Raw genomic sequence first — 22,139 nt, forward strand, 5'->3', positions numbered from 1 at the left:
GGGAGGGCTCAGCGGTCGCCTTGTGTCTCGTTGAGGAAGTCCACCAGCTTGACGATGGCATTCTCGGTGACGACGCCCGCGATGCGCCCGCCGCTGTCGACCACGGGATACAGCTCGATCTCGGTTTCTGCCATTGCCTCGGTGACCTCGCGCAGCGTCCACGACGGGCGCGCCGGAGTGATGTCGGCCGTCATCACCTCGCCGCACGTCACCGACATCCAGTCGTTGCGGTCCACGTCACGGGTGTCGCTCAGCCGTATCACGCCGAGGAATTCCCGTTCGGGTCCGGTCACGATGGCTTCGAGCTGCTTGCGTGGCAGTGCGACTCCCCACACGAAATCGGCCAGTGGGGCGTCGGCATTCACGGTCGGCACCTCGGTGGACATGGCGGAGTTGACCGGCATCTCCAAGCGCCGCTCGAGATGGCCCGTGCGGCTGTCGCGCTGGAACTGCGACACCGAGGCATTGCCGATGAGCACCTGCGACACGGCCACCGCCACGAGTGCGGGCACGACGAACAGGGGCGCGCCGGTGGACTCGGCCACGAACATCACCCCGGCCAGGGGGGTGCGATAGCCAGCTGCCAGGAAGGCGGCCACGCCGATGAAGGGAAAGAACGCCAGCGACTCGGGCCCCAGCTCGATCCACCCGCCCACCAGGCGACCCACGATCAGGCCGAACACAGCGAGCGGGATGAACACGCCGCCCACCCCGCCGCCTGCCAGCACTGTCGAGGTCGCCATCATGCGGATGACCAGCAACAACCCCAGCAGCCACAGCGATGCCTGGGGGTTGAGCGCCCAGTCCACCAGTTGGCCCTCGGCTGTCGGGCCCAGCGACAGCGGCGCGTCGAACACCAGCTCGCAGAGTGCGGCGAGACCGATCAGGATTCCCCCGGCACACAGCGCGATCATCCACCACGGCCGGTCGGAGGCGTGAATTCGCTTGGCCAAGTTCAGCACCCGGCAGAACCCCGACGCCAAGAGCCCACAGAGAGCACCAACCAAGGCAGCGCCCAGCAGTTCCTGACGTCCGAACTGGACGGTCACCATCTCGGTGCCGATCTCGAACGGGCGGTCGTCGAACCCCGTGACGAGCACGTACACGACGTAGCTGGCAGCGCTGGAGAGCAGCGCGGGCAGCAGTGCTCGGCGGCCCAGGTCGCTCTTGTAGGGGGCTTCGAGAGCGAACAGCACGCCGGTGGCGGGCGCCTGGAAGATGGCGCTGACACCCGCGGCCGCGCCTGCCACGAGCAGCGCGTAGCCCTCCCGGCCCCGGAACAGCCGGCGGACCACCCGTTGGATCGCGTTGCCCGCGGTGGCGCCGGCGTAGATGGACGGACCCTCCAGACCGACTGCACCGCCGGAGCCGACCGTCACGATGCCCGCCAGCAGGCGAGCAGGCAGGTCTCGGAACCGCATCGGGTGGTTGCGGTCGTGGAAGGCGCGGATGTACTCCTCGGAGGTGGAGGGCGCGAGCCGGCGGCCGGCATCAGCCCAGCGCAGCATCAGCACGGCGCCCCACAGACCGAGTGCGGGCGCGATCATCCACTGCCAAGGCGGCAGATGCAAGACCTGCTCGAGCAGCACCTTCTCGGTGAGCACGGCGACTGCGGCGACGATGAAGCCCGTCACGACGCCCACAGCGACATAGGTCGCGAAGCGAAGCAGCCGGTTCCTCATGCGGGCCTACTTCCTCGTCCCCAAATGCTCGGCCAACGGTACGCGGCGAGACGTGCGCTGCGGGCAGTTCATCGAGCCCCGGCAGTTCAAAGAACCGTTTACTAGCGTCGCTGCGACGGTTGACGACAATGATCGGTGATGACAATGGAACTCTGGCTTCACGCATTCCCGGCGCCGCTGCAGATTCGAGATGTGGCCAAGGCAGCCGAAGACGGGGGCTGGGGCGGGCTGGCGGTCGTCGACACGCAGAACCTCAGCGGTGAGTGCTTCGTCGCGCTGGCGCTTGCCGCCACCGCGAGCGAGAGGATCAAGCTCGGGCTTGCCGTGGGGAATTCGGTGACCCGCCTCCCGGCGGTGAACGCAGCCGCGTGCCTGAGCATCGACCAGGTCTCGGGCGGACGCTTTGAGTTCGGCATCGGCCGGGGCGATTCGTGTCTGGTGCATCTGGGCCGCGCTCCCGGTCGCCTGGGGCATTTCGAACGCCACCTGAAGCAGCTGCAGGCGTATCTCAGTGGCGGCGACGTGCCCTTCGATGAGATCGACATTCCGCTCGAGTACGCAGCGCCGGCCGATGCGCTGGAGCTTGCGGAGGGACCAGGCGTCAGCCGTATGGCGTGGGGCACGCTCAGCGAAGACTCGCTCGGCACCAACGGCAGCAAGGTTCCCGTCGAGGTGGCGGCCACCGGCCCCAAGGTGATCGGCATCGCAGCGGTTCATGCCGATCGGGTGATGTTCGCTGTCGGCGCCGACCCCGAGCGTCTCGCGTGGGGCATCGATGTTGCCAAGGCGGCCCGACGCAACGCCGGCCTCGATCCTGACGGTGTGAAGTTCGGCGCGTACCTGAACATGGCGTGCCACGCCGACCCCGACACTGCCCGTGATCTGATCAGGGGCCCCATGTCGGTCTTCGCTCGCTTCCAGGTGATGCAGGGCGGCACACCGGTCGGGCCCACCAGCGAGGAGACGGCGAAGACGCTTCACACGCTGCACGAGGTCTACGACTTCGGCGGGCATTCGCGAAACGAGTCGCCACAGGCCGCGTCGCTCCCGGCCGACTTCATGGACCGGTTCGGCGTGGTCGGCACGCCCGACCGTTGCATTGCCAAGCTCAACGAGCTGGAGTCGATGGGCATCGACAAGGTCCTGTTGTCGGGCCAGTTCAACGAGAACGTGTATGCATCCCCCGAGGGGGCTGTCGCGCGCAGGCTGCTGGAGACCGAAGTGCTGCCTGTGGTGCAGGGCGGCTAACACACGCCGGAGCGGCCCCACCCCAGCGTTGCCGACGGCGATATCACAGGTGCGGAGAGGGTGGGATTCGAACCCACGAACCACCTTGCGGCAGTTACTTCCTTAGCAGGGAAGCGCCTTCAACCTGACTCGGCCACCTCTCCATGCACGGCCAAGCCTTTGGGCGCCAGCCGCGCCGACTCAAGATAACCCCAACCAGCGGGCTTCAGCGATCCCATTTCCCGGCAGCGACCCCGAGGTACGCCGCTAGCTTGGCCTGCGGAGGGGTGGCAGAGCGGACGATTGCGACGGTCTTGAAAACCGTTGAGGCGCAAGCCTCCGGGGGTTCGAATCCCCCTCCCTCCGCCAAGTCGTTCAGGCCAAAGGAGACGATGCAATGAAGAGGACGCCAGTCAACCCGTGGCCCTGGTCACTGAATTTCGGTTTCAACCAAGCCGAGATCATCGAGGGAGCGAGCAGGCAACTGGTCTGTGCAGGTCAGACATCGGTGGATGCCGAGGGCAAACCGCAGCACGCCGGAGACATGCGAAGCCAGATGACGCTGGCGCTCGACAACCTCGAAGCCGTCGTGAACGCCGCCGACATGGATCTGTCCAGCGTCACGCGACTCACCGTCTATGTCACCGATATGGACGATGCTCTGAGGAACTTCGGCGTGTTCGGCGAACGATTCGGACCGCTGGGCGCAACCCCTCCGATGACGTTGCTCGGGGTCACCCAACTCGCCTTCCCTGGACTCATGATCGAGATCGAGGCCATCGCCGCCGATTGAGACATCAGGCCCGTAGCTGCCTTCACTGCGGTTACCGGGGCTACGTCGGCGGGCCGGCGAATGGCTGCGGCGAGCTCGAGTGACGGCCAGCGGTCAGGGCCGGGGCCCGGCACCTCGCTGCGCAGCAGGCTGAGCGCGGTGGCGGTGCCCGCAGCTCGATGCCGTGGGCGGCGGTCACCCATTCGACGGTCAGGATGCGGCGCAGCTTGGCCCCGTCTCGGCGCAGTCTGCGGGCCGCACTCCAGACCATGAATACGTGGTTTGTGTGCTCCTCACGGTGCCGCTGCATGGAAGGCGGGGCTGCTGACCGTCTGCGACGGTGGTATTCGCCCATCGCAACGCCCGAGCCGTCTGCCTCCAGAACCTCACGGGCGCGCGTCTCAGCAGCCCTCTAGTTCCGGGTGCGCGTCGCAGAAGCGCTCTGCTTCGCGCTCGATGATCTCGCGATCCGTCAGCGGCCGACGCGGCCCGTCGCTATCTGCCGAGCCGACCACGCCAGCGATGACCACGAGCGCGAGAGCGATGGCCGCAATCCAAAGAATGACCTTCACTTACTGGGGTGTCACTCGGCGCAGCGGTTCGCGACTTTGGGGGTTATTGCTCTTGGAAACTGCTTGATCCACTGGGAGCGGCCAAAGTCTTGGAACTCGTGACGGCTTTGGTATCGGCCGGTCCACGCTGGGGCGCGGTCACGGCTGGTGATGTCTTTGGCGAGCTGTGTGGCGCTGTCGAGGTCTGGGCACCATCGCAGGGCGACAAGCCGTCCGCTGTCCCTAGCCGATTGGTTGAACGTGCGCTTGTCGCTGGCGGGGACGCATGGGGTGATCGACCATGAGCCGATGTAGTTGACGGTAGTGAACCGAGTGCTCGAACTCTCGGGGGTGTCGGTGGTGCCCGGCGTAATCCAGTCCGGGAATCCCATTGTCTGGACGCCATCGAAGAACACGGCCCATTCGCAGGGTGCTTCGGTGTCGCCCTGCCCGCCTTGGTAGGTAGCGCCTTGGGCTTGGGGCCGGTGCCATGTGAGCTTGGCCCGCTCGCCTTTGCCTGCGGCGTTGCGGGCGCGGACCCAGAACTTGTACGTGTCGCAGTGTTTGAGATTGCCGAACGTCACTGATGTTGTGTCGGCGCTGACGCGCTTGGTCTTCTTCTTGCCTCCGCAGTCGGGGATGGCCCGCACGATGTAGCCCGTTGGCGTGCTGCCCGTCGGAGCCTGCCAACTCACCGTGATTGCATCACCGGCTTCGTTGGCGGTTAGGCCGGTCGGCGGGCCGGGCGGCAGTTCAACCGGTTCCTGCGCGCCAGCGGCAGCGGGCAGCGCGAGCACTGACGCCGCGACGGCGGCAGCGAGGATCAGCCGCGACGCTTGTCTGATGCAGCGCGACGTTCCTCGACGACGACCGCACAGCGGGGGGGGGGGGGTGAAGCGTTTCTCATAGCGCGACCCTACAACGGCTGTCTGCATATGGAGTGCAACCATGCAACTGTGTATGGAGCACCCAGCCTGTTGAGATCTCCGCGGCGGCGATGCGCCACGGCGACAGCAGCCCCCAAAGCGCGGTGAGCGAGTAGCGCTGCGCGTCTGCCCACCCGCCTTGAACTGTGTCGAATGCCGCGCCAACACCGCTACATCTACGTGACCTACATCTACGTGATCTACGAACTGTTCCTCTGCGCCCGCGGCCACTGGGTTCTACGAGACGAACTCACACAACCCTGGACCTTCGCTTCCGAATGAGCCGCCGACGACATGGTGCGCCGCCTCAGTGGCGAGTCGCCTGTTCGGGAAGCAGTTCGAGGCGAGGGGTGTGCGACGGCCGCACGATCGCGAAGTCACGGTGGTTCAGTGCGGCAACACGAGTGGCGCCCATCCGTTCAGCGACGGCCACGACAGGAGCCGGGACAATGAGCCATTCTTCGGAACGGAGCAGGTCACGGCATGCTCCGTGGTGCGCTTCGTTGCGGCTGCGCGCCTCGAACAACACGCTCGTGTCGACGATGAGCACAGTGACCTAGCCGAGACCTCTTGACCGTTCGGATGAACGAGCGCGGCTTCGGGCGAAGTCTTCGCTGATCGCCTGATGCTCGGTCAAGAGTTCTTCTGCGAGTTGCTCGCGCGCACGATGAATGTCGAACGGCTCGCGGATCGGCTCGTCGGCACCACCGATGAAGGCCTCGAGCGCCCGCCGACGGTCAGCCCGCTCGACGAGTTCGCAGATGAACTCGGCGACGGTGACACCGCGTTCGGCGGCCCGCTCGGCTGCAGCGGCAGCGACGTGATCCGGAAGTTGCACGACCATCGCCATGAGGTGCAGCGTACTCATCGCCCCCAGAAGGACCGAACGAATTTCGCGGCCTTTCAACGGTGGGCGGTTGATCGGCCGTGGCTTGTTTAGGGGCTTCGGTAGATGTCGCGGCGGTGGCCTACCCGGACGACTTGGATCACGAGCCGATCATCGATGATCTCGGACACGATCCGGAAGTCGCCGACCCGTACCCGGTGCGCAGAGGCCTCGCCGGCAAGCTGGACGCAGCCAGGAGGGTGTGGCTCGCCCGCCAGCAGGTCGATCGCTGCCCGAACCCGGAGCCCCTCGGCGCGTTCGAGCGCGGCGATCGCCTTGACCGCCCGGCGGGAGATCTCGACGCTGTACTGACTCACCGATGTGCCGGCTCACTCGAGCCCGAGCGCAGCCTTGACTTCCTCCCACGGCACGTAGTCATCTTCGGCGCGGGCCGCGTCGAGCTCGCGACGGTCCTCGGCCTCATCGGCACGGTCGACGAGCCGATCGAACGCGTCGGCGCCCAGGATCACTGCGACACGACGGCCGCGTCGCGTCACGGAAATCGGCTCGCCGGACCTGCTGGTCTCGGTGATCACATCGGCCAGACGATTCCGAGCATCGCTGAATGCGATTTCGGTCATGTACGAATTGTACATATGCGGTGTCGGTGGCGCGGTCGCGAAAATCTGGCGGTGCGAGAAGTCGTACGCTCTAGCTTGTGCCGCTCATGGCGAGCGGACGTCCACGGCACAGAAACCGCGACTTCGAGCGGCTGTTCAAACAAGCTGAAGACCATGGCTGGCGCGTCAAGAAAACCAAGGGACACTTCGCCATGTACTGCCCGGCCGCTTGCGGCAAGCACATCGTGGCTGTGTCCGCGACGCCGTCGGATCATCGCAGTCTGCGAAACACGAGAACGCAAATGAGGAAATGCGAGACGACCGAGGAATGGGGATGAGCGCACCACGCACTGAGGCGACCTGCAAGATCGGCATCGTGCACGAGGATGAGCGCGGCACGAGGCCCTTGACGTATGACGAAGTGTGCTCATTCGTGAGCGACGTCATGGAGCACCTGCTCGGTGATGCGCGCGTCATCGACCCCGTGGTCTCCGGCGACGCAGAAACGGGCGAGATCGAGATCACGTTCGAGTTGCCGCGACCAGTTGCGACTTCAGAGACAGATGTTGAAGTATTCGACATCGTCCACGACGCGGGTGCCGCTCTCGGCGCAGAGTGGCGCAACATGCCGACCGGAGACCTCGAGCCACGCGCTCGGAAACGACCGCAGGCGACAACGAAGTTGACGCGACACAGCCAGCGTGTACAGGACGTACGCGAGCCAGTTCCTGCCTAGCCACGATCCCGGCTCCGGTCGCAGTTTTCACTGCCCGAAATGGCGTAACCCCGGCCGTTTGCCGAGGCATTGACGGTTCCGGGGTCTTCGACCGCGAGCTTACCCAGGTGCGCGAAGATGTGGCTCGCCTCGTTCAGAGGCACGACCTCCTCCGCAACAGGCTGAGCTGGTTCAGGCGAGGGGGCCGGTGGTTGATTCGACTGCGGGGACGAGGGCCTCGTCGGCGAGCATCTGATCGGCTGCGGCGAGCTCGGGCGACAGCCAGCGGTCGGGTCCGGGGCCCGGCACTTCGCTGCGCAGCAGGCTGAGCGCCGCTGCGGTGCCTGCTGCGGGCTGCAGGGGTGCACGCAGCTCGATGCCGCGGGCCGCGGTCACCCATTCGATGGCCAGGATGCGGCGCAGGTTGGCGACGGCCCGGCGGAGCTTGCGGGCCGCGCCCCAGCCCATCGACACGTGGTCCTCCTGCATGGCCGAGGTGGGCAGCGAGTCCACCGCGGCCGGTGCGGCTAGGCGCCGGTTCTCGGCACACAGGGCGGCCGCCGTGTACTGGCCGATCATCAGGCCGCTGTCCACGCCAGGGTCGTCGGCCAGGAAGGGCGGGAGCCCAGCGGACCGCTTGGGATCGAGCAACCGGTCGATGCGGCGCTCCGCGATGGCGCCCACCTCGGCCGCGGCGATCGCGAGATAGTCGGCTGCCAGCGCCACCGGAGCTCCGTGGAAGTTGCCGCACGACTCCACCCGACCGTCGGGCAGCACCATCGGATTGTCGATGGCCGAGGCCAGCTCCCGATCGGTCACGTCGGCGGCGAAGTCGAGAGTGTCGCGAGCTGCGCCGTGGACTTGGGGCGTGCACCTGATGGAGTAGGCGTCCTGCACCCGGTCGTCACCGTGGCGGCGGCTGGCCACGATGGGCGAGCCGCCCAGCACGGCGCGCAGGTTGGCCGCGCTGGCCTGCTGGCCGGGATGGGGCCGCAGCTCGAGCAGGTCGGCGGCAAAGGCCCGGTCGGTGGCCAGCAGCGCCTCGACGCTGCAGGCAGCCACGATGTCGGCAACGGTGAGCAGGCTGGCCAGATCGTGGACGGCTAGGCAGAGCATTCCCAGGATCCCGTCAGTGCCGTTGGTGAGGGCTAGGCCCTCCTTCTCGGCCAGCACCAAGGGTTCGATGCCCGCCGACGCCAAGGCCTCGGCCCCGCTGATCGTGCCTCCGCTGTCGGTGAGCACCTCGCCTTCCCCGACCAGCACGAGCGCTGCATGAGCGAGCGGCGCAAGGTCGCCGCTGGCCCCCAGCGAGCCATGCTCTGGTACCACGGGAACCAGGCCCGCATTGATCAGGCGCACCAGCGTCTCCGCCATCTGCGGTCGCGACCCCGAGACGCCGAAGGCGAGCGTGCGGGCCCGCAGGAACATCATGGCCCGCACCACCTCGGGCTCGACCGGCGGTCCCATCCCGGCGGCATGGGACCGGATCAACGACTGCTGCAAGGCAGCGCGACGATTAGCGGGAATGGTGGTGTTGGCTAACGCGCCGAAGCCGGTGGAGACGCCGTAGGCCGGCTCGCCCTCGGCCAAGGTCTCGACGATGTGGCGGGCCGCGGCCATCCGGCCGAGCGCGCCGGCGCTGAGGCGAACCTGCTCTCGGCGGCGGGCAACCGCGACGACGTCGGCGACGGTGACGCCCGGGCCGTCCACTTCCACCGTCATGCCCGAGGCTGAGCCGGCAGGCGAAGCCGTGGCCCGAGCGGCCCGTGAGCGCAGCGAACCAGAGCGGGAAACAACTGGCGATGCGCCGAAGCGTTCATCGTTCGGTACCTCCAGCAGGAGTCGAAGGGACGGAGGAGAACGCGGCCGACGTGGCGACGGCGGCTTCGACCACGGCATCGGCCGCCGTCTGCAGGCGGGTGCCGGTGAGCCGGTCCGCCGGGCCCAGCACGGACAGCGCGGCGATCGCGCCGTCGGGGCCGTGGACGGGAGCGCAGACCGCCGTGACGTCGGGCTCGATGGCGCCGGTGTTGAAAACGGGCGCTGGACGGGCGTCGCGGCCCAGGGGAGCGGCCTGCAGCGCCGCGCCCACGGCGGTGCCGTCGATCGGCACCGAGCGGCCCACCCAGCCGACGTGGCGGATCGCCCGGCGACCTTCGACCGTGGCGATGTAGACGGCAGTATCACCGTCGCGCACGGCCAGGTATGCGGATTCTTCGGTGGCTTCCACCAGCCGTTCGAGCTCTGGCCCCGCAGCGGCCCGGAGCCGGGCGTAGGGACCGGATTGCAGCGACGCCAGAGCGGTGCGCACGAACGCCGGACCCACCGAGTACGAACCGGACGTGTCCTTGACGAGATAGCCGCGGTCGGTCAGCACTCGCAGATGCCGCAGCGCCGTGCTCGCCGGCATGTCCGTGCGGGCGGCTGCCGCAGAGAGGCTGAGCTCGCCGTTGGTAACCACGGTGTCGAGCAGTTCCAGCACCCGTTCTGCGGAGCGCGATCGGTGCAGCGGAGACACAGCAGTAGTTTCACTATCTGAAATCACTTGCTGCATATTGACAGCATAGGCCGAACCTCGGTAACGTGCGGTGCACCGCACACCCGGCGTCGAGGTTGTCTATGGCCACCAGCACAGAGCACGCCGCCAGCGCCCCGCCTGGCGGGGTGAGGGCTCCCACCGGCACGGCATTGACGTGCCGCAGCTGGCCCCAAGAGGCCGCCTTCCGGATGCTGCAGAACAATCTGGATCCCGAGGTGGCCGAGCGCCCCGACGAACTGGTCGTGTACGGGGGCACCGGCCGGGCGGCGCGCTCGTGGCCCGCCTTTCACGCCATGATCGGGGCGCTGACCGACCTGGCCGACGACGAGACCCTGCTGGTGCAGTCGGGCAAGCCTGTCGGCGTCGTCCAGACGCATGAATGGGCGCCCCGGGTGCTGATCGCGAACTCCAACCTGGTGCCCGATTGGGGCACCTGGGACGAATTCCGTCGCCTCGAGCATCTCGGCCTGACGATGTTCGGCCAGATGACTGCCGGGTCGTGGATCTACATCGGCACGCAGGGGATCCTGCAGGGCACCTACGAATGCTTCGGCGCCATCGCCCGCAAGCGCTTCGGGGGCTCGCTGGCTGGCACTCTCACCGTCACCGCCGGTCTGGGCGGCATGGGCGGCGCTCAGCCGCTGGCCATCACCATGAACGAGGGAGTCGCCCTGTGCATCGAGGTCGACCCCGAGCGGGTCGCTCGACGGGTGGAAACCCGCTATCTCGACGTGGTCGCCGACGACTACGCCGATGCGCTCCGCCGGTGCGACGAGGCCGTGCAGGCCCGCCGCCCGCTGTCGGTCGGACTGGTTGGCAACGCAGCCGACTTGCTGCCCCGACTGCTGGCCGACGGCGTCGCGGCCGACATCGTCACCGACCAGACCTCAGCCCACGACCCGCTCACCTACGTGCCCAACGACCTGTCGCCCGAGGCGTCCGAGGAGATGCGGCGCAACCAGCCCGACGAGCTCATACGCCGCGCCCGGTCGGCCATGGCCACCCACGTGGAGGCGATGGTGGGCTTCCTCGACGCCGGTTCGGAGGTGTTCGACTACGGCAACAGCCTGCGCGCCGAGGCCGAGCTCGGCGGCTACAGCCGGGCCTTCGACTATCCGGGCTTCCTCCCGGCCTACATCCGGCCCCTGTTCTGCGAGGGCAAGGGACCGTTCTGCTGGGTTGCGCTGTCGGGCGACCCGGCCGACATCGCCGCCACTGACCGGGCCGTGCTCGAAGAGTTCCCCGACGACGAGCCGCTCAAGCGTTGGATCAAGCTCGCTGGCGAGCGAGTCGCGTTCCAGGGCCTGCCGGCGCGGATCTGCTGGCTTGGCTACGGGGAGCGCCACCGGCTGGGATTGCGCTTCAACGAGCTGGTCGCCTCAGGCGAGATCAAGGCCCCGATCGTCATCGGCCGCGACCATCTCGACTCGGGATCGGTGGCTTCGCCCTACCGCGAGACCGAGGACATGGCAGACGGCAGCGATGCCATTGCCGACTGGCCGCTGCTCAACGCGATGGTCAACACCTCGTCGGGGGCGTCGTGGGTGAGCATCCACCACGGCGGCGGCGTGGGCATCGGCCGATCCATCCATGCCGGCCAGGTCAGCGTGGCCGACGGGACCGATCTCGCCGCGCAGAAGCTGGAGCGGGTGCTGCTCAACGACCCGGGCACGGGCGTCATGCGCCACGCCGACGCCGGTTACGACCGGGCGTGGGACGTGGCCGCCGAGCGCGGCGTGCAGATTCCGTCCGAACGGCCGGCCGCGCAATGAAGCCCAGCACACGAAGACACGCGATATGACCGTCCGGGAGATCCTCTTGATTGGCCATCCGGTGCTGCGTGAGACGGCCGCCGTCGTGCGGCCTGCCGACATTGCCGGTGAGCGTGTGCAGAGCATCATCGACGACCTCATCGACACGATGCGCCACGCCAACGGGGCGGGCCTGGCCGCGAACCAGATCGGCGAGACGGACCGGATCGTCGTCATCGAGGTGAACGACAACCCTCGCTACCCCTACAAGCCGCCGATCCCCTTGACCGTCGCCATCAACCCCGAGCTGGAAGTGCTCGACGACGAGACCGTGGTGATCAATGAGGGCTGCCTGTCGGTGCCGCTGCGGGGCGACGTGGTTCGCTCGGTCAACCTGGGCGTCCGCTACTTGGACCGTGACGGCACCGAGCACTGCAGCACCGCACGCGGCCTGACCGCGGGTACCTGGCAACACGAGTGCGACCATCTCGACGGTGTGCTGATCACCGACCGTGCCGACCCGTCCACCCTGTGCACTTGGGACGAGTTCGAACAGCACCACCGTGACGCGTTCATCGAGCGCATCACCCGTTTCAACCAGCAGGTTGGAACATGACGGCGCATTACTGGTGCGAGCTGGCCTGGCTCGGCGGCCCCCGGGTCGCAGAGGGTGTGGTGATCGCTGTCGAGGGCGATCGCATCACGGCGGTGCGCGCTGGTGTGCCCGTCCGGCCCGAGGGCGCGGTGCCGCTGGAGGGGCTGACCCTGCCGGCATTGGCGAACGCGCACAGCCATGCGTTCCACCGGGCCCTGCGCGGCCGAACCCACGCGGGGCGGGGCAATTTCTGGACGTGGCGCGACCTGATGTACCGGGTGGCGGGCCGGCTCGACCCAGACAGCTACGGCCGGCTGGCCCGGGCAGTGTTTGCCGAGATGGCCCTGGCCGGCATCGGCGTGGTCGGCGAGTTCCACTATGTCCATCACCGTCCCGGCGGGGGCAGCTATGACGATGCCAACGCCATGGGCGCGGCACTGGTGGCCGCGGCCCGAGATGCCGGCATCCGCCTGACCCTGCTGGACACGCTGTATCTCCACGGCGGGCTCGACCGCGCGCTGGACAGCGGCTACGAGCCGCTGCGACCCGAACAGTCCCGCTTCAGCGACGGCAGTGCCGACCGGTGGGTCGCTCGGGTCGAGGAGTTGGCTTGCACGTTCTCCGGCCCGATGGTGCAGGTCGGCGCAGCGGTGCACTCGGTGAGAGCTGTCGATCCGCCCTCGGTCAAGATGGCCGCGGACTGGGCACAGCAGCGCGGCGCCCCGCTGCACTTCCATGCCTCCGAGCAACCGGCGGAGAACGAGCAGTGTCTCGGCGTCCACGGTGTAACTCCCATCGACTTGATCGCGCAGGCCGGAGGGCTCGGCCCGATGACGACCCTGGTGCACGCCACCCATGCTGACGGCCGCGATCAGGCGTTGATCGGCGAGGCTGGCGCGCTCTGCTGTCTGTGCCCCACCACCGAGCGCGACTTGGCCGACGGCATCGGACCCAGCGCCCGCTTGGCCCGCCATGGCGCCCGTCTGTGCCTGGGTTCCGACTCCCACGCCGCCGTCGACATATTCGAAGAGGCCCGCACGGTCGAAGGCGATCAGCGCGCCACGACGGGCGAGCGCGGCGTGTTCGCCGCCGATGATCTCGCCGCGATGGCCACCTCCGGCGGCTACGAGTCGCTCGGCTGGCCCGACGGGGGCAGCCTGGAGGCGGGCGCATTGGCCGACTTCGCGACGATCAGGCTCGATTCGGTACGGCTGGCGGGCACCGACGCCGAGACAGCGCTGGCCGCTGCGATCTTCGCGGCCGCTAGTGCCGATGTGCACCACCTGGTGGTGGGCGGCACGACCGTCGTGCGTGATGGCCGGCACACGACGATCGACGTGGCGACGGAGCTGGCATCGGCCATCACGGAGGTCGTCGCGTCATGACTCTCGTGATCGACAACATCGGCGAGCTAGTCACCAATGACCCCGCGCTGGGGGATGGGCCGCTGGGCGTGGTGACCGATGCGTCGCTGGTGATCGACGGCGACACGGTGGTAGCGGTTGGTCCGTCGGGCGCCGTTGCCGATGAGCGCCTCGACGCTGGCGGCCGGTGCGTGCTGCCGGGATTCGTCGACTCCCACACTCACTTGGTGTTCGCAGGCGACCGCTCAGAGGAATTCACCCGCCGAATGGCCGGCGAGCCCTACGACGGCGGCGGTATCCGGGTCACCACCGAGGCCACCCGCGGCGCCGGCCGCGACACTCTGGCGGATTCGCTCGACCAGCGGTTGGCCGAGACGCACCGGGCGGGCACGACCACGGTGGAGATCAAGACCGGTTACGGCTTGTCGCTCGACTCCGAGATCGAGCTTGCCTTGCTGGCCGCCGAGGTCACCCCCGAAGCCACGTTTCTGGGAGCCCACCTGCTGCCCAGCGAGTACGCGGGACGTGCCGACGACTACATCGACCTGGTGTGCGGGCCGATGCTGGACGCCGTCCGCGACCACGTCCGCTGGATCGACGTGTTCTGCGAGACCGGCGCGTTCAACGTCGAGCAGTCCCGGGCGGTGCTCGAGGCGGGTCGGGACGCCGGGCTGGGCCTGCGCGTGCACGGCAACCAGCTCGGCCACGGACCGGGCGCGCAGCTTGCCGTCGAGATGGACGCCGCGTCGGTGGACCACTGCACCTACCTCTCCGACGACGACATCGAGGCCCTGGCCGGCAGTGACACGGTGGCCACGTTCCTGCCGGCCACCGACTTCTCCACCCGCCAGCCCTACCCGGATGCCCGGCGGGCCATCGATGCCGGGGTCAAGGTGGCGATGGCCTCGAATTGCAACCCGGGCTCGAGCTACACGACGTCCATCTCGTTCTGCATCGCCATGGCAGTGCGCGACATGGGCATGACGATCGACGAAGCCGTCGCCGCAGTGACGGTCGGCGGAGCAGTCGCGCTGGGCCGGACTGACGTTGGGCGGCTCACCAACGGCAGTCCGGCTCACGTGACCATCCTGGATGCACCCAGCCGCCACCACCTCGCCTACCGGCCCGGTGTCCCCTTGATCTGGCGGACGCTGGGCGCCGACTACCGGCTCCCGCCCGCCGACGACCAGACGTGATCCCTGACTGAAAGAAGGACAGCCATGACCAACTCCATCCCCAATCCGCCAATTCCAAATCCGACAGAGCACAACCAGTGGTACCCGTTCGCCAACCGGCCCCTGCCGCCTGAGGTGGACGGCCAAGCGGTCAACCCGGCCGTCATCCCCGTGTTCGACGCCGTGCCGCTGCCGTCCCACGCCCGCTTCGTGGTGGTGGGTGCCGGCGTGCACGGGCTGTCGAGCGCCTACCACCTGGCCATGTACCTCGAGCGCACCGGCAAGGGCTCCGGCAGCGACGTGGTGCTGATCGACAAGCAGGGCCCGGGGGCAGGCGCCACCGGGCTGGCCTGCGGCTGTGTCCGCAACATGTACATGACTGGGCCGCTGCACGCCATCCTGCGAGCCAGCGTCGAGGTGTGGGAATCCGACCCGGTGAATCTCGGCTTCCAGCAGGTCGGTTACGTGTCGGTGGGCGAGGTCAACCAGACCGACGACTACTTGAAGCTCCAGGCGTCCCAGGCAGCCAGCGGCTACCCGTCCGACGTCTACATCGGTGCAGAGGCCCGCGCCTTCCTCACCAACCTGTGGCCCGACTTCAAGACCGACAACTGCGACGTGGTGCTGCACGAGCACCGCTCCGGCTACGCCGGCACGCACCTGGCCGTGTGGGGTCTCGATCAGAAGTGCCGCCAGTGGGGCGTGCAGCGGGTGTACGGCGCCACCGTGACCGGCTACCAGTTCGACAACTCGGGCTCGGTCACCGCGGTCGAGACCACCCAGGGCTCGATCACCTGCGAGCAGGTCGTGGTGGGTGCAGGGGCATGGACGCCGACGCATTGGGAATGGCTCGGCGGCCCCAGCCAGCTCGACGTGCTGTACCCCGACGGGCACGTCGAGGAGCAGATGGACATGTGGACCTACTGGCGGCTGCTCGAAGGAGAGGTCCTGCTGCCGCCCGGTGTCGATTTCCGCACCGCGCAGCACCGCGACTCGCCGGTGCTGCACGTCGAGCTCATGAACACACCGGTGTACTCACCCGACGGCCGGTTCCTCAAGGACCACTTCTATTCGTACACGCGCTACGCCGCGGAGCGGGTGGGCGCACCCGGCCTGCAGGGCGGCACGATCCCGATCAAGATCGGGCCGAGAGCAGCAGTGGAGCCCTACGGCCACCTGAACGACGAGTACCAGGCCGAGGAGTGGTTCGCCGACTACTACTGCGCCACGCTGGGCATGCTCTTCAAGCGGCTGGAAGACCTGCGGCCGTACTTCAAGGAACGCCGCAACGGCGGCATCGGGGCGTTCACGCCCGACAACGTGCCGGTGTTCGACTACGTGGCCGACAACGCCTGGGTGATCGCCGATTCCAACCACGGGTTCAAGATGATCGGCGTGGGCAAACTCACCGCCGAGATGATGGTGCACGGCCAGAAGCCCGACGAGCTCAAGCCGTTCACGCTGGACCGCTACCGCACCGGCGGCACCTTCGGCGACCGCAACTCAAACTGCCCCTGGGTCTGACCCACCCTCGCCTCAGGTGCTCGGTTCGGCGTCCTTGAGGGCTGCGTCGAGCAGCGCCCCGAGCCCCATCGATGCGGCAGTCTGGGTCAGGTCGGCTCGATCCAGCGTCGAGCCTTGCGTCCGCAGGATGCCCACGACATCACGCCACTGACGCTCTGAGACTTGCCCGCCTGCTTGGTACCACTCCAGCTTGCGCAGTACCTGCTCTGCGGGTGCCGTCACCCACAAGTGCTGTGGCGGATCTTCCTGCACCATGACGCGCCGACGATGTTCGATCTGGCGCCGGTCAAGCGGGCTGTCGCCGAGTACGAAGAGGTCCACTTTGAGTCCGGCTTCGTCGATGAGGTTGAATGAGGTGCCCTGTTCGATCGCCTGCTGAGCGGCTTCTGCGGGCACGTAGAACTCGATGCCCAACGTGTCAACGAGATCGTTGAATTGTTGGTGCTCGAGGCGGATTGCCATGTCTATGTCGATCGTGCCGCGCGGCTCGCCGAACATCGAGCTTGCGAGCGACCCGCCGAGGGCGTAGCTGATGCCGTGTCGTTCCAGGATTGCTGCCACTCGCAGAGCCAGCGTGATGGGATCGGTCACTGTGGCCATCGGCCGTTAGCGCCGAACGCGGCCTCCGCTACTTCGGTGCCGTACCGGCGCTGTGCTACGAGAAAACGAACGCGAGTGTCGTCGGCATCGGGTTCGCCGGCCAGGATGCCCGCCCGTACAGCGGTTTCGATGGCCGTCGACATCGCTGCTGCCAGCGTGGCCCGCTGGGCTGGCGTCATTGACGCCCACTTGGCCGTGAGTTGATCCCAGACCTCAGGCGACGTGTCGCTGGGCCGCGCTGCGCCGGTACTGCGCTCGTGTGGGGCCTTCCGTGCTGGCACAGCATGGGTGCGATGGGCAACGCGGCCGTCCATGTCCCAACGGTAGGTCCCTGCGACGACGGACAAATGCCGCGTGTTGTTCAGCGGATGAGGCGGCGGAGCGACTTCATCCAGTCGTCCGACGTGTTCCAGGCTTCCTCGCTGACCCGCTCGCGGCCCGATGAGTTGCCGTTCGCGGCAGGGAACGAGCCCAGGAACTTGACGTCACGCTGCTTCATCTTGAGCGCGCGCAAGCAGTCGGCAACCACTTCGTCGGAGATGTGACCCTCGAAGTCGAGCAGAAAACAGTATTCGCCGAGGCCGCGCCGGGTCGGCCGCGACTCCAGCCGGGACAGGTCGAGACGGCGGGCCTCGAACTCCATGAGGATTCCCAGCAGGCTGCCGGGTTCGTTCTGCTGCTGGAACACCACGATGCTGGTCTTGTCGTTGCCGCTGGCCGGCGGCACCTGACCCTTGGCCAGCAGCAGGAAGCGGGTCTGGTTGTCGCGGTGGTCCTCAATTCCAGGCACGACGGTCTCGAGCCCGTAGAGCTCGGCTGCCGTCGGGCTGGCGATCGCTGCGACACCGGCGAGCTGTTCCTCGCCGATGCGCCGGGCCGCCAGCGCAGTCGAGGTAGCCGCCTCGATCTCGACGTCGGGAAGCTGGGTGTGCAGGAACGCACGGCACTGGGCAATGGCCACAGGGAACGACAGCACGGTGTGGATCGCCGCGAGGTCGTCGGCCGTGGCCGTGCCGGGCAGCGCCATGAGGTCGAGCTGCACGTTCACGACCACTTCCCGCTGGATGAGGAAGTCGAAGTCGAACGCGAGCGCGTCCTGGGTGACGTTGACGGCGCCTTCGATGGCGTTCTCGACGGGGACGAAGCCGTAATCGACCGCGCCGTCGTCGAGTGCAGAGAGCACCTCGGGCACCGAGATGAGAGGGACAGGCGTGCACTGCGACAGGTCCGGCTGGGTCGCCAGCGCAGCCTCGGTAAAGGTGCCGTGCGGGCCCATGTACCCGATGCGCGTCGACGGCGAGAGGGCAGAGGCGCCCTGGGGTGCAGCGGCAGCAGCCATCGGGGCAGGATACGCACCGGGCCGCGGGCACCCGACGCCGGGCCGCGGCGGGTAGAACGGCAGGCGATGGACGCTGAACAGCTCGCCGGATTGCTGGCAGAGGTTCGTGACGGGACGGTGACCGCTGATGAGGCGCTGGCGCGACTGCGCCGGCTGCCGTATGCGGAGATTGCCGGGGCGCGCATCGATCATCACCGAGCGCTGCGCACCGGCCATCCCGAGGCGGTGTACGGGCCCGGCAAGTCGCCGAGCCAGTGCGCTCGCATCGTGGCCGAGATGCTGAGCGGCGGCTCCGGCCCGGTGCTGCTGACCCGAGCAAGCATCGATCAGGTCGCAGCGGCGCTGGCCGCGTGCCCCGGCGGCGTGGTGCACCGCCCCGCCGATCGGGAGCCTGACCCGGCTGATGGCGCCGCCATGCCTTCAGCCGATCTGGCGACGGTGGTGTGGCGCGCTGCACCAGCGCGTCACGAGCGCGTGGTGGTGGCAGCAGCGGGCACATCGGACGGACCGGTCGCGAGCGAAGCCGCAGCGGTGCTCGGGGCATTCGGCGTCGATGCCGGGATGGTGTCCGACATCGGTCTCGCGGGCCTCCATCGCTTCCTGGCCGAGATCGACACGCTCGCGTCGGCCGATGTGGTCATCGTGGTGGCAGGCATGGAGGGAGCACTCGCCACCGCTGTCGCAGGCGTGGTGCCCGCTCCGGTTGTTGCGGTGCCGACCAGCGCCGGCTACGGAGCGGCGCTCGACGGGGTGACAGCGCTGCTGGCCATGCACGCTTCGTGCGCGGCAGGCATCACCGTGGTGGGCATCGACAACGGCTTCGGCGCCGCAATGGCCGTCATGCGCATCCTGGATCTGGCGGCGAGCCGCGACGGCGGTGCCGGGTGATGCATGACATCGCAGCCGCCGACGCGTCGTCGGTGACGCCCCAAGCGCCGGTAGCCGCGTCGTCATCTGCAGACGGCGAGCGAAGTGCTCCCGACGGCACGGTGGCGTGGTTCGACCCGGTCTCGGGCATCGCCGGCGACATGGCGCTCGGGGCGCTGCTGGATGCCGGTGCAGACCTGGAGTTCGTCATCGAACAGCTGCAGTTGCTGGGTGTCGACGGCTGGCAGCTCAGTGCCGAGCGGGTCCGGCGGAACGAATTGGCCGCGACGCGGGCTGTCGTGGACGCCCCCGAAGGGCATCACCATCGGCGCTGGCGCCATATCCGGGAGCTGCTGGAGAGCGCACCCTTGGGAGACCGGATTCGCGGCCGCGCGCTCGCGGCGTTCGAGGCGCTCGCTGTTGCCGAGGGCCAGGTGCACGGAGTGCCACCCGACGAGGTCCACTTCCACGAGGTCGGGGCGCTGGATGCGATCGTCGACATCGTCGGCGTGTGCGCGGCGCTGGAATCTCTGGGCGTCGATGAGGTTGTCTGCGGACCGGTTGCCGTGGGCAAGGGCACCATCCACGCCGCGCATGGCGTGCTGCCGAACCCGCCGCCCGCAGTCGGGTACTTGCTGGCGGGACACCCAGTGGTGGGCGTCGATATCGACATGGAGCTGACGACCCCGACGGGGGCCGCCATCGTGGCCGCCCTGGCATCGACGTTCGGGCCAGTACCGCCCATGACGGTGACGGGCGTCGGCTTCGGTGCGGGCACCCGCGAGCTGCCCGGTCGCCCCAACGTCACGGGCGTGCTGATCGGTACTCGGACAACCGAAGTGGGCCGTACTGATGCAGGGCTGGCCGCGACTATGGCGGCCATCGAAGGCGCCGAATCCACCACCGAGCTGGTGGAACTGGCCACGAATCTCGACGATGTCTCGGGCGAGCTGCTGGGCCACGCGATCGAGGAGCTGCTGGCAGCCGGCGCGCTGGATGCGTGGGCGGTCCCGATCGTGATGAAGCACGGCCGCCCAGCACACACGCTGATGGCGCTGTGCAGTGCCGACGAAGTGACAGCGCTGGGCGACCTGATGGCGCGTCTCACCGGCACGCTGGGCTTGCGGGCGCGGACCGTCGTGCGCACGGCGCTCGAACGACATATTTCGACTGTCGATGTCGACGGCCAGACCATTCGGGTCAAGCACGGCCCGCACCGCAGCAAGCCCGAGTGGGCCGACGTCGTCGCCGCAGCCAAAGCGCTCGACCGCACACCGGCCGATGTCGCCCGCGCGGCGGGCACCAGCGAACCACGTAACCGCGAAGCCGACGCTCCCTGACGACGCGAGCGTCGGCGAAATCCTCGGCGCTCGCAGAAAACAGCCTCGTACACTGTTCGGGCGCCGACGGGCCCTCCGGCCCGGCCAGTGGCAACCAGCGCTTGTAGCTCAATTGGACAGAGCATCTGACTACGGATCAGAAGGTTCGGGGTTCGAATCCCTGCAAGCGCGCTCACCTCATCCGCCTCCCACCTGAGGCATCCCAAGGGCGGGAGCACGATGACGCAGCGCAGGATCGCAATCATCGGCGGAGGCATGTCCGGGCTCGGCGCCGCATGGGCGCTGGCCCACCATCCGGACCGGTTCGACATCCGGCTGTTCGAGGCCAACGATCGCCTCGGCGGCAACGCTGTCACTGTCGACATGCCGCAGGACGACGGCACGTCGCTTCCCTTCGACATCTCAGTCACTGCGTTGATCCCGTCGGTCTACGACCACGTCCTGCTGCTCTTGGAGCGCTTCGGCATCGAGCTGTTCCCGACCAAGTTCAACTACAGCGTGAAGTACCAGGGCGGCAGGTACGCCCACGACTTCGACTCCGACATCAGGGACCAGCTGCAGCCCGAGATCGAGCGGTTCCAGCGCCTGCTGGGTCGCCTGCACTCATTCGGTCGTCTCACCCGGGCGCGGTCGAAGTTCCTCAATGCGCTGAACCCGTTCAACTACATCAGCATGCGGACGGTGCTGAACGTGGGCGGCTTCTCCGCCGACTTCAGGTACAAGATCCTCAAGCCGATGTTCGTCAACTTCCTGATGGCGACGAACGTGTTCGACATGCCCGCCGCGCTGTTCGCCCGCTATCTCGAGTTCTTCGACATCGAGTCGGCGACGCCCATGCAGACCTGGGACCAGGGCACGCGGCGCATCTACGAGCACCTGACGGCGGACTTCGGCGACAAGATCTATCTGAGCCGACCTGTCCGCAAGGTGTACCGCGGGACATCGGAGGTGGTCGTCGAGGACGCCGACGGAGTCCGCGAGACCTTCGACGAGGTGATTTTCGCCTCGAATGCCAACCAGACCCTGATGATGCTCGACAAGCCCACGGCGCTCGAGCGTTACGTGCTCTCGTCGGTCCGCTACGAGAGCGAGCTGCACAACCACACGCTGGTGCACTCCGACCCGTCGGTGCTGCCCGACGACGAGGTGGAATGCCTTCGCACACGCAGCAATCACATAGAGCAGTACGGCGCCCGGCCCGACAACTACGAGCTCACCTACATCATGCACAACCAGCAGCCATGGACTTTCGGCTCCGACAAGCCCTGCCTGGTGACCTACAACTCGAACACCCCGATCGACGAGGACAAGATCGTGAAGCGCTGGTGGTTCCAGCACGTCGTGCATGACGTGCGCCAGGTGACGCTGCTCGTGCCGCTGTTCCGCTTCATCCAGGGCAAGCGCCGCAGCTGGCACTGCGGAGCGCACACGCTGGTCAACAGCCAGGAGACCTGCTTCGTGACCGGGCTCGCCGCAGCTACCCAGATCGGTGCCGACTACCCGTTCGACGACGAAAACGCCCGCGAAGTCTTCAACTACTACGGCGGCATCATGTACGGCGCCCGCTTCCGCAAGATCACGTCCTGACTCACGACGATCCCGGCTGCATCCCGCGTCGGCGGGCGGCCTGACGCGCCACGCCATATGCGCCCTGCTGGCGCACCACGAAGTCCTTGCGCGACGGCGACGCTCGATATAGCGTTCGATTAGAGATCGTCATATCGAC

The 22,139-nt window shown here is 67.7% G+C and carries 24 protein-coding genes and 3 tRNA genes; 14 read left to right on the top strand and 13 right to left on the bottom strand.

Annotation, left to right across the window (positions count from 1 at the left end; translation table 11 throughout):
* Positions 1–8: 8 nt before the first annotated feature.
* On the bottom strand, positions 9–1,682 hold the full coding sequence (locus ACOGI8_RS00760; protein ID WP_419855003.1) for a chloride channel protein: 1,674 nt from the start codon (positions 1,680–1,682) through the stop codon (positions 9–11).
* 144 nt (positions 1,683–1,826) lie between these two features.
* Between ACOGI8_RS00760 and ACOGI8_RS00765 the strand changes: the two genes are divergently transcribed.
* Positions 1,827–2,930 carry an LLM class flavin-dependent oxidoreductase gene (locus ACOGI8_RS00765; RefSeq protein ID WP_419855004.1) on the top strand — a complete coding sequence of 368 codons (1,104 nt, stop codon included), beginning with the start codon at positions 1,827–1,829 and terminating at the stop codon, positions 2,928–2,930.
* 52 nt (positions 2,931–2,982) lie between these two features.
* Here ACOGI8_RS00765 and ACOGI8_RS00770 read toward each other — a convergent pair.
* A tRNA-Ser gene (locus ACOGI8_RS00770) sits at positions 2,983–3,073 on the bottom strand.
* Between the two features lie 117 nt (positions 3,074–3,190).
* On the opposite strand from ACOGI8_RS00770, the gene ACOGI8_RS00775 reads away from it, so the two are divergent.
* Together ACOGI8_RS00775 and ACOGI8_RS00780 are read left to right on the top strand one after the other, a co-directional pair.
* Positions 3,191–3,278, top strand: a tRNA-Ser gene (locus ACOGI8_RS00775).
* 28 nt (positions 3,279–3,306) lie between these two features.
* Positions 3,307–3,702, top strand: coding sequence for a RidA family protein (locus tag ACOGI8_RS00780; RefSeq protein WP_419855005.1), 396 nt, complete (start codon positions 3,307–3,309; stop codon positions 3,700–3,702).
* Between the two features lie 380 nt (positions 3,703–4,082).
* On the opposite strand, the gene ACOGI8_RS00785 is transcribed toward ACOGI8_RS00780, so the two are convergent.
* A complete protein-coding gene (locus ACOGI8_RS00785) occupies positions 4,083–4,253 on the bottom strand; it encodes a hypothetical protein (protein ID WP_419855006.1) in 171 nt (56 codons plus the stop codon).
* An 11-nt stretch (positions 4,254–4,264) separates the two neighbouring features.
* A complete protein-coding gene (locus tag ACOGI8_RS00790; RefSeq protein WP_419855007.1) occupies positions 4,265–5,029 on the bottom strand; it encodes a fibronectin type III domain-containing protein in 765 nt (254 codons plus the stop codon).
* A gap of 282 nt (positions 5,030–5,311) precedes the next feature.
* Here ACOGI8_RS00790 and ACOGI8_RS00795 point away from each other — a divergent pair, with 282 nt between their 5' ends.
* Entirely contained in the window at positions 5,312–5,440 is a 129-nt protein-coding gene (locus tag ACOGI8_RS00795) for a hypothetical protein (RefSeq protein WP_419855008.1), read from the top strand.
* Between the two features lie 25 nt (positions 5,441–5,465).
* On the opposite strand, the gene ACOGI8_RS00800 is transcribed toward ACOGI8_RS00795, so the two are convergent.
* From ACOGI8_RS00800 to ACOGI8_RS00815, 4 genes are all read right to left on the bottom strand, one after another.
* Entirely contained in the window at positions 5,466–5,708 is a 243-nt protein-coding gene (locus tag ACOGI8_RS00800; protein ID WP_419855009.1) for a hypothetical protein, read from the bottom strand.
* Positions 5,709–5,714: 6 nt separating this feature from the next.
* Positions 5,715–6,008: a hypothetical protein gene (locus ACOGI8_RS00805; RefSeq protein ID WP_419855010.1), complete on the bottom strand. Its 294-nt coding sequence runs from the start codon at positions 6,006–6,008 to the stop codon at positions 5,715–5,717.
* A gap of 86 nt (positions 6,009–6,094) precedes the next feature.
* Positions 6,095–6,361: a type II toxin-antitoxin system RelE family toxin gene (locus ACOGI8_RS00810; RefSeq protein WP_419855011.1), complete on the bottom strand. Its 267-nt coding sequence runs from the start codon at positions 6,359–6,361 to the stop codon at positions 6,095–6,097.
* A gap of 12 nt (positions 6,362–6,373) precedes the next feature.
* Positions 6,374–6,625, bottom strand: coding sequence for a type II toxin-antitoxin system Phd/YefM family antitoxin (locus ACOGI8_RS00815; protein ID WP_419855012.1), 252 nt, complete (start codon positions 6,623–6,625; stop codon positions 6,374–6,376).
* A 313-nt stretch (positions 6,626–6,938) separates the two neighbouring features.
* Here ACOGI8_RS00815 and ACOGI8_RS00820 point away from each other — a divergent pair, with 313 nt between their 5' ends.
* Positions 6,939–7,340, top strand: coding sequence for a hypothetical protein (locus ACOGI8_RS00820; RefSeq protein ID WP_419855013.1), 402 nt, complete (start codon positions 6,939–6,941; stop codon positions 7,338–7,340).
* A 171-nt stretch (positions 7,341–7,511) separates the two neighbouring features.
* On the opposite strand, the gene hutH is transcribed toward ACOGI8_RS00820, so the two are convergent.
* Positions 7,512–9,041 (bottom strand): histidine ammonia-lyase, encoded by a 1,530-nt coding sequence (gene hutH, locus ACOGI8_RS00825; protein WP_419855014.1) that lies wholly within the window; start codon positions 9,039–9,041, stop codon positions 7,512–7,514.
* 94 nt (positions 9,042–9,135) lie between these two features.
* A complete protein-coding gene (locus ACOGI8_RS00830) occupies positions 9,136–9,837 on the bottom strand; it encodes an IclR family transcriptional regulator (RefSeq protein ID WP_419855015.1) in 702 nt (233 codons plus the stop codon).
* A gap of 101 nt (positions 9,838–9,938) precedes the next feature.
* Between ACOGI8_RS00830 and hutU the strand changes: the two genes are divergently transcribed.
* From hutU to ACOGI8_RS00855, 5 genes are read left to right on the top strand one after another with little or no spacing between them, the layout of a single operon-like run.
* Positions 9,939–11,630, top strand: coding sequence for a urocanate hydratase (gene hutU / locus ACOGI8_RS00835; protein WP_419855016.1), 1,692 nt, complete (start codon positions 9,939–9,941; stop codon positions 11,628–11,630).
* A 25-nt stretch (positions 11,631–11,655) separates the two neighbouring features.
* Positions 11,656–12,225 carry a peptide deformylase gene (gene def, locus ACOGI8_RS00840; RefSeq protein WP_419855017.1) on the top strand — a complete coding sequence of 190 codons (570 nt, stop codon included), beginning with the start codon at positions 11,656–11,658 and terminating at the stop codon, positions 12,223–12,225.
* The gene (locus tag ACOGI8_RS00845; RefSeq protein ID WP_419855018.1) at positions 12,222–13,589 is read left to right on the top strand and encodes a formimidoylglutamate deiminase; all 1,368 of its coding nucleotides are present in this window, start codon (positions 12,222–12,224) and stop codon (positions 13,587–13,589) included. The genes def and ACOGI8_RS00845 overlap by 4 nt, the downstream gene beginning before the upstream one ends.
* Positions 13,586–14,764, top strand: a complete 1,179-nt coding sequence (gene hutI / locus ACOGI8_RS00850) for an imidazolonepropionase (RefSeq protein WP_419855019.1) — start codon at positions 13,586–13,588, stop codon at positions 14,762–14,764. The genes ACOGI8_RS00845 and hutI overlap by 4 nt, the downstream gene beginning before the upstream one ends.
* 24 nt (positions 14,765–14,788) lie before the next feature.
* Positions 14,789–16,267 carry an NAD(P)/FAD-dependent oxidoreductase gene (locus tag ACOGI8_RS00855; RefSeq protein ID WP_419855020.1) on the top strand — a complete coding sequence of 493 codons (1,479 nt, stop codon included), beginning with the start codon at positions 14,789–14,791 and terminating at the stop codon, positions 16,265–16,267.
* 12 nt (positions 16,268–16,279) lie between these two features.
* Here ACOGI8_RS00855 and ACOGI8_RS00860 read toward each other — a convergent pair whose 3' ends face one another.
* From ACOGI8_RS00860 to pheA, 3 genes are read right to left on the bottom strand one after another with little or no spacing between them, the layout of a single operon-like run.
* A complete protein-coding gene (locus tag ACOGI8_RS00860; protein WP_419855021.1) occupies positions 16,280–16,867 on the bottom strand; it encodes a hypothetical protein in 588 nt (195 codons plus the stop codon).
* Positions 16,855–17,181, bottom strand: coding sequence for a hypothetical protein (locus tag ACOGI8_RS00865; protein ID WP_419855022.1), 327 nt, complete (start codon positions 17,179–17,181; stop codon positions 16,855–16,857). The genes ACOGI8_RS00860 and ACOGI8_RS00865 overlap by 13 nt, the downstream gene beginning before the upstream one ends.
* A gap of 47 nt (positions 17,182–17,228) precedes the next feature.
* Positions 17,229–18,206: a prephenate dehydratase gene (pheA, locus tag ACOGI8_RS00870; protein ID WP_419855023.1), complete on the bottom strand. Its 978-nt coding sequence runs from the start codon at positions 18,204–18,206 to the stop codon at positions 17,229–17,231.
* A gap of 66 nt (positions 18,207–18,272) precedes the next feature.
* Here pheA and larB point away from each other — a divergent pair, with 66 nt between their 5' ends.
* From larB to ACOGI8_RS00890, 4 genes are all read left to right on the top strand, one after another.
* Positions 18,273–19,094 carry a nickel pincer cofactor biosynthesis protein LarB gene (gene larB / locus ACOGI8_RS00875; protein WP_419855024.1) on the top strand — a complete coding sequence of 274 codons (822 nt, stop codon included), beginning with the start codon at positions 18,273–18,275 and terminating at the stop codon, positions 19,092–19,094.
* Positions 19,094–20,413 (top strand): nickel pincer cofactor biosynthesis protein LarC, encoded by a 1,320-nt coding sequence (gene larC / locus ACOGI8_RS00880; RefSeq protein WP_419855025.1) that lies wholly within the window; start codon positions 19,094–19,096, stop codon positions 20,411–20,413. The genes larB and larC overlap by 1 nt, the downstream gene beginning before the upstream one ends.
* Positions 20,414–20,510: 97 nt before the next feature.
* Positions 20,511–20,584: transfer RNA gene (locus ACOGI8_RS00885), tRNA-Arg, on the top strand.
* Between the two features lie 48 nt (positions 20,585–20,632).
* Positions 20,633–22,000, top strand: coding sequence for an FAD-dependent oxidoreductase (locus ACOGI8_RS00890; protein ID WP_419855026.1), 1,368 nt, complete (start codon positions 20,633–20,635; stop codon positions 21,998–22,000).
* The last annotated feature ends 139 nt before the right edge of the window (positions 22,001–22,139 follow it).

It is taken from the genome of Candidatus Poriferisodalis sp. (genome assembly GCF_965204195.1).
GTDB lineage: Bacteria > Actinomycetota > Acidimicrobiia > Acidimicrobiales > Poriferisodalaceae > Poriferisodalis.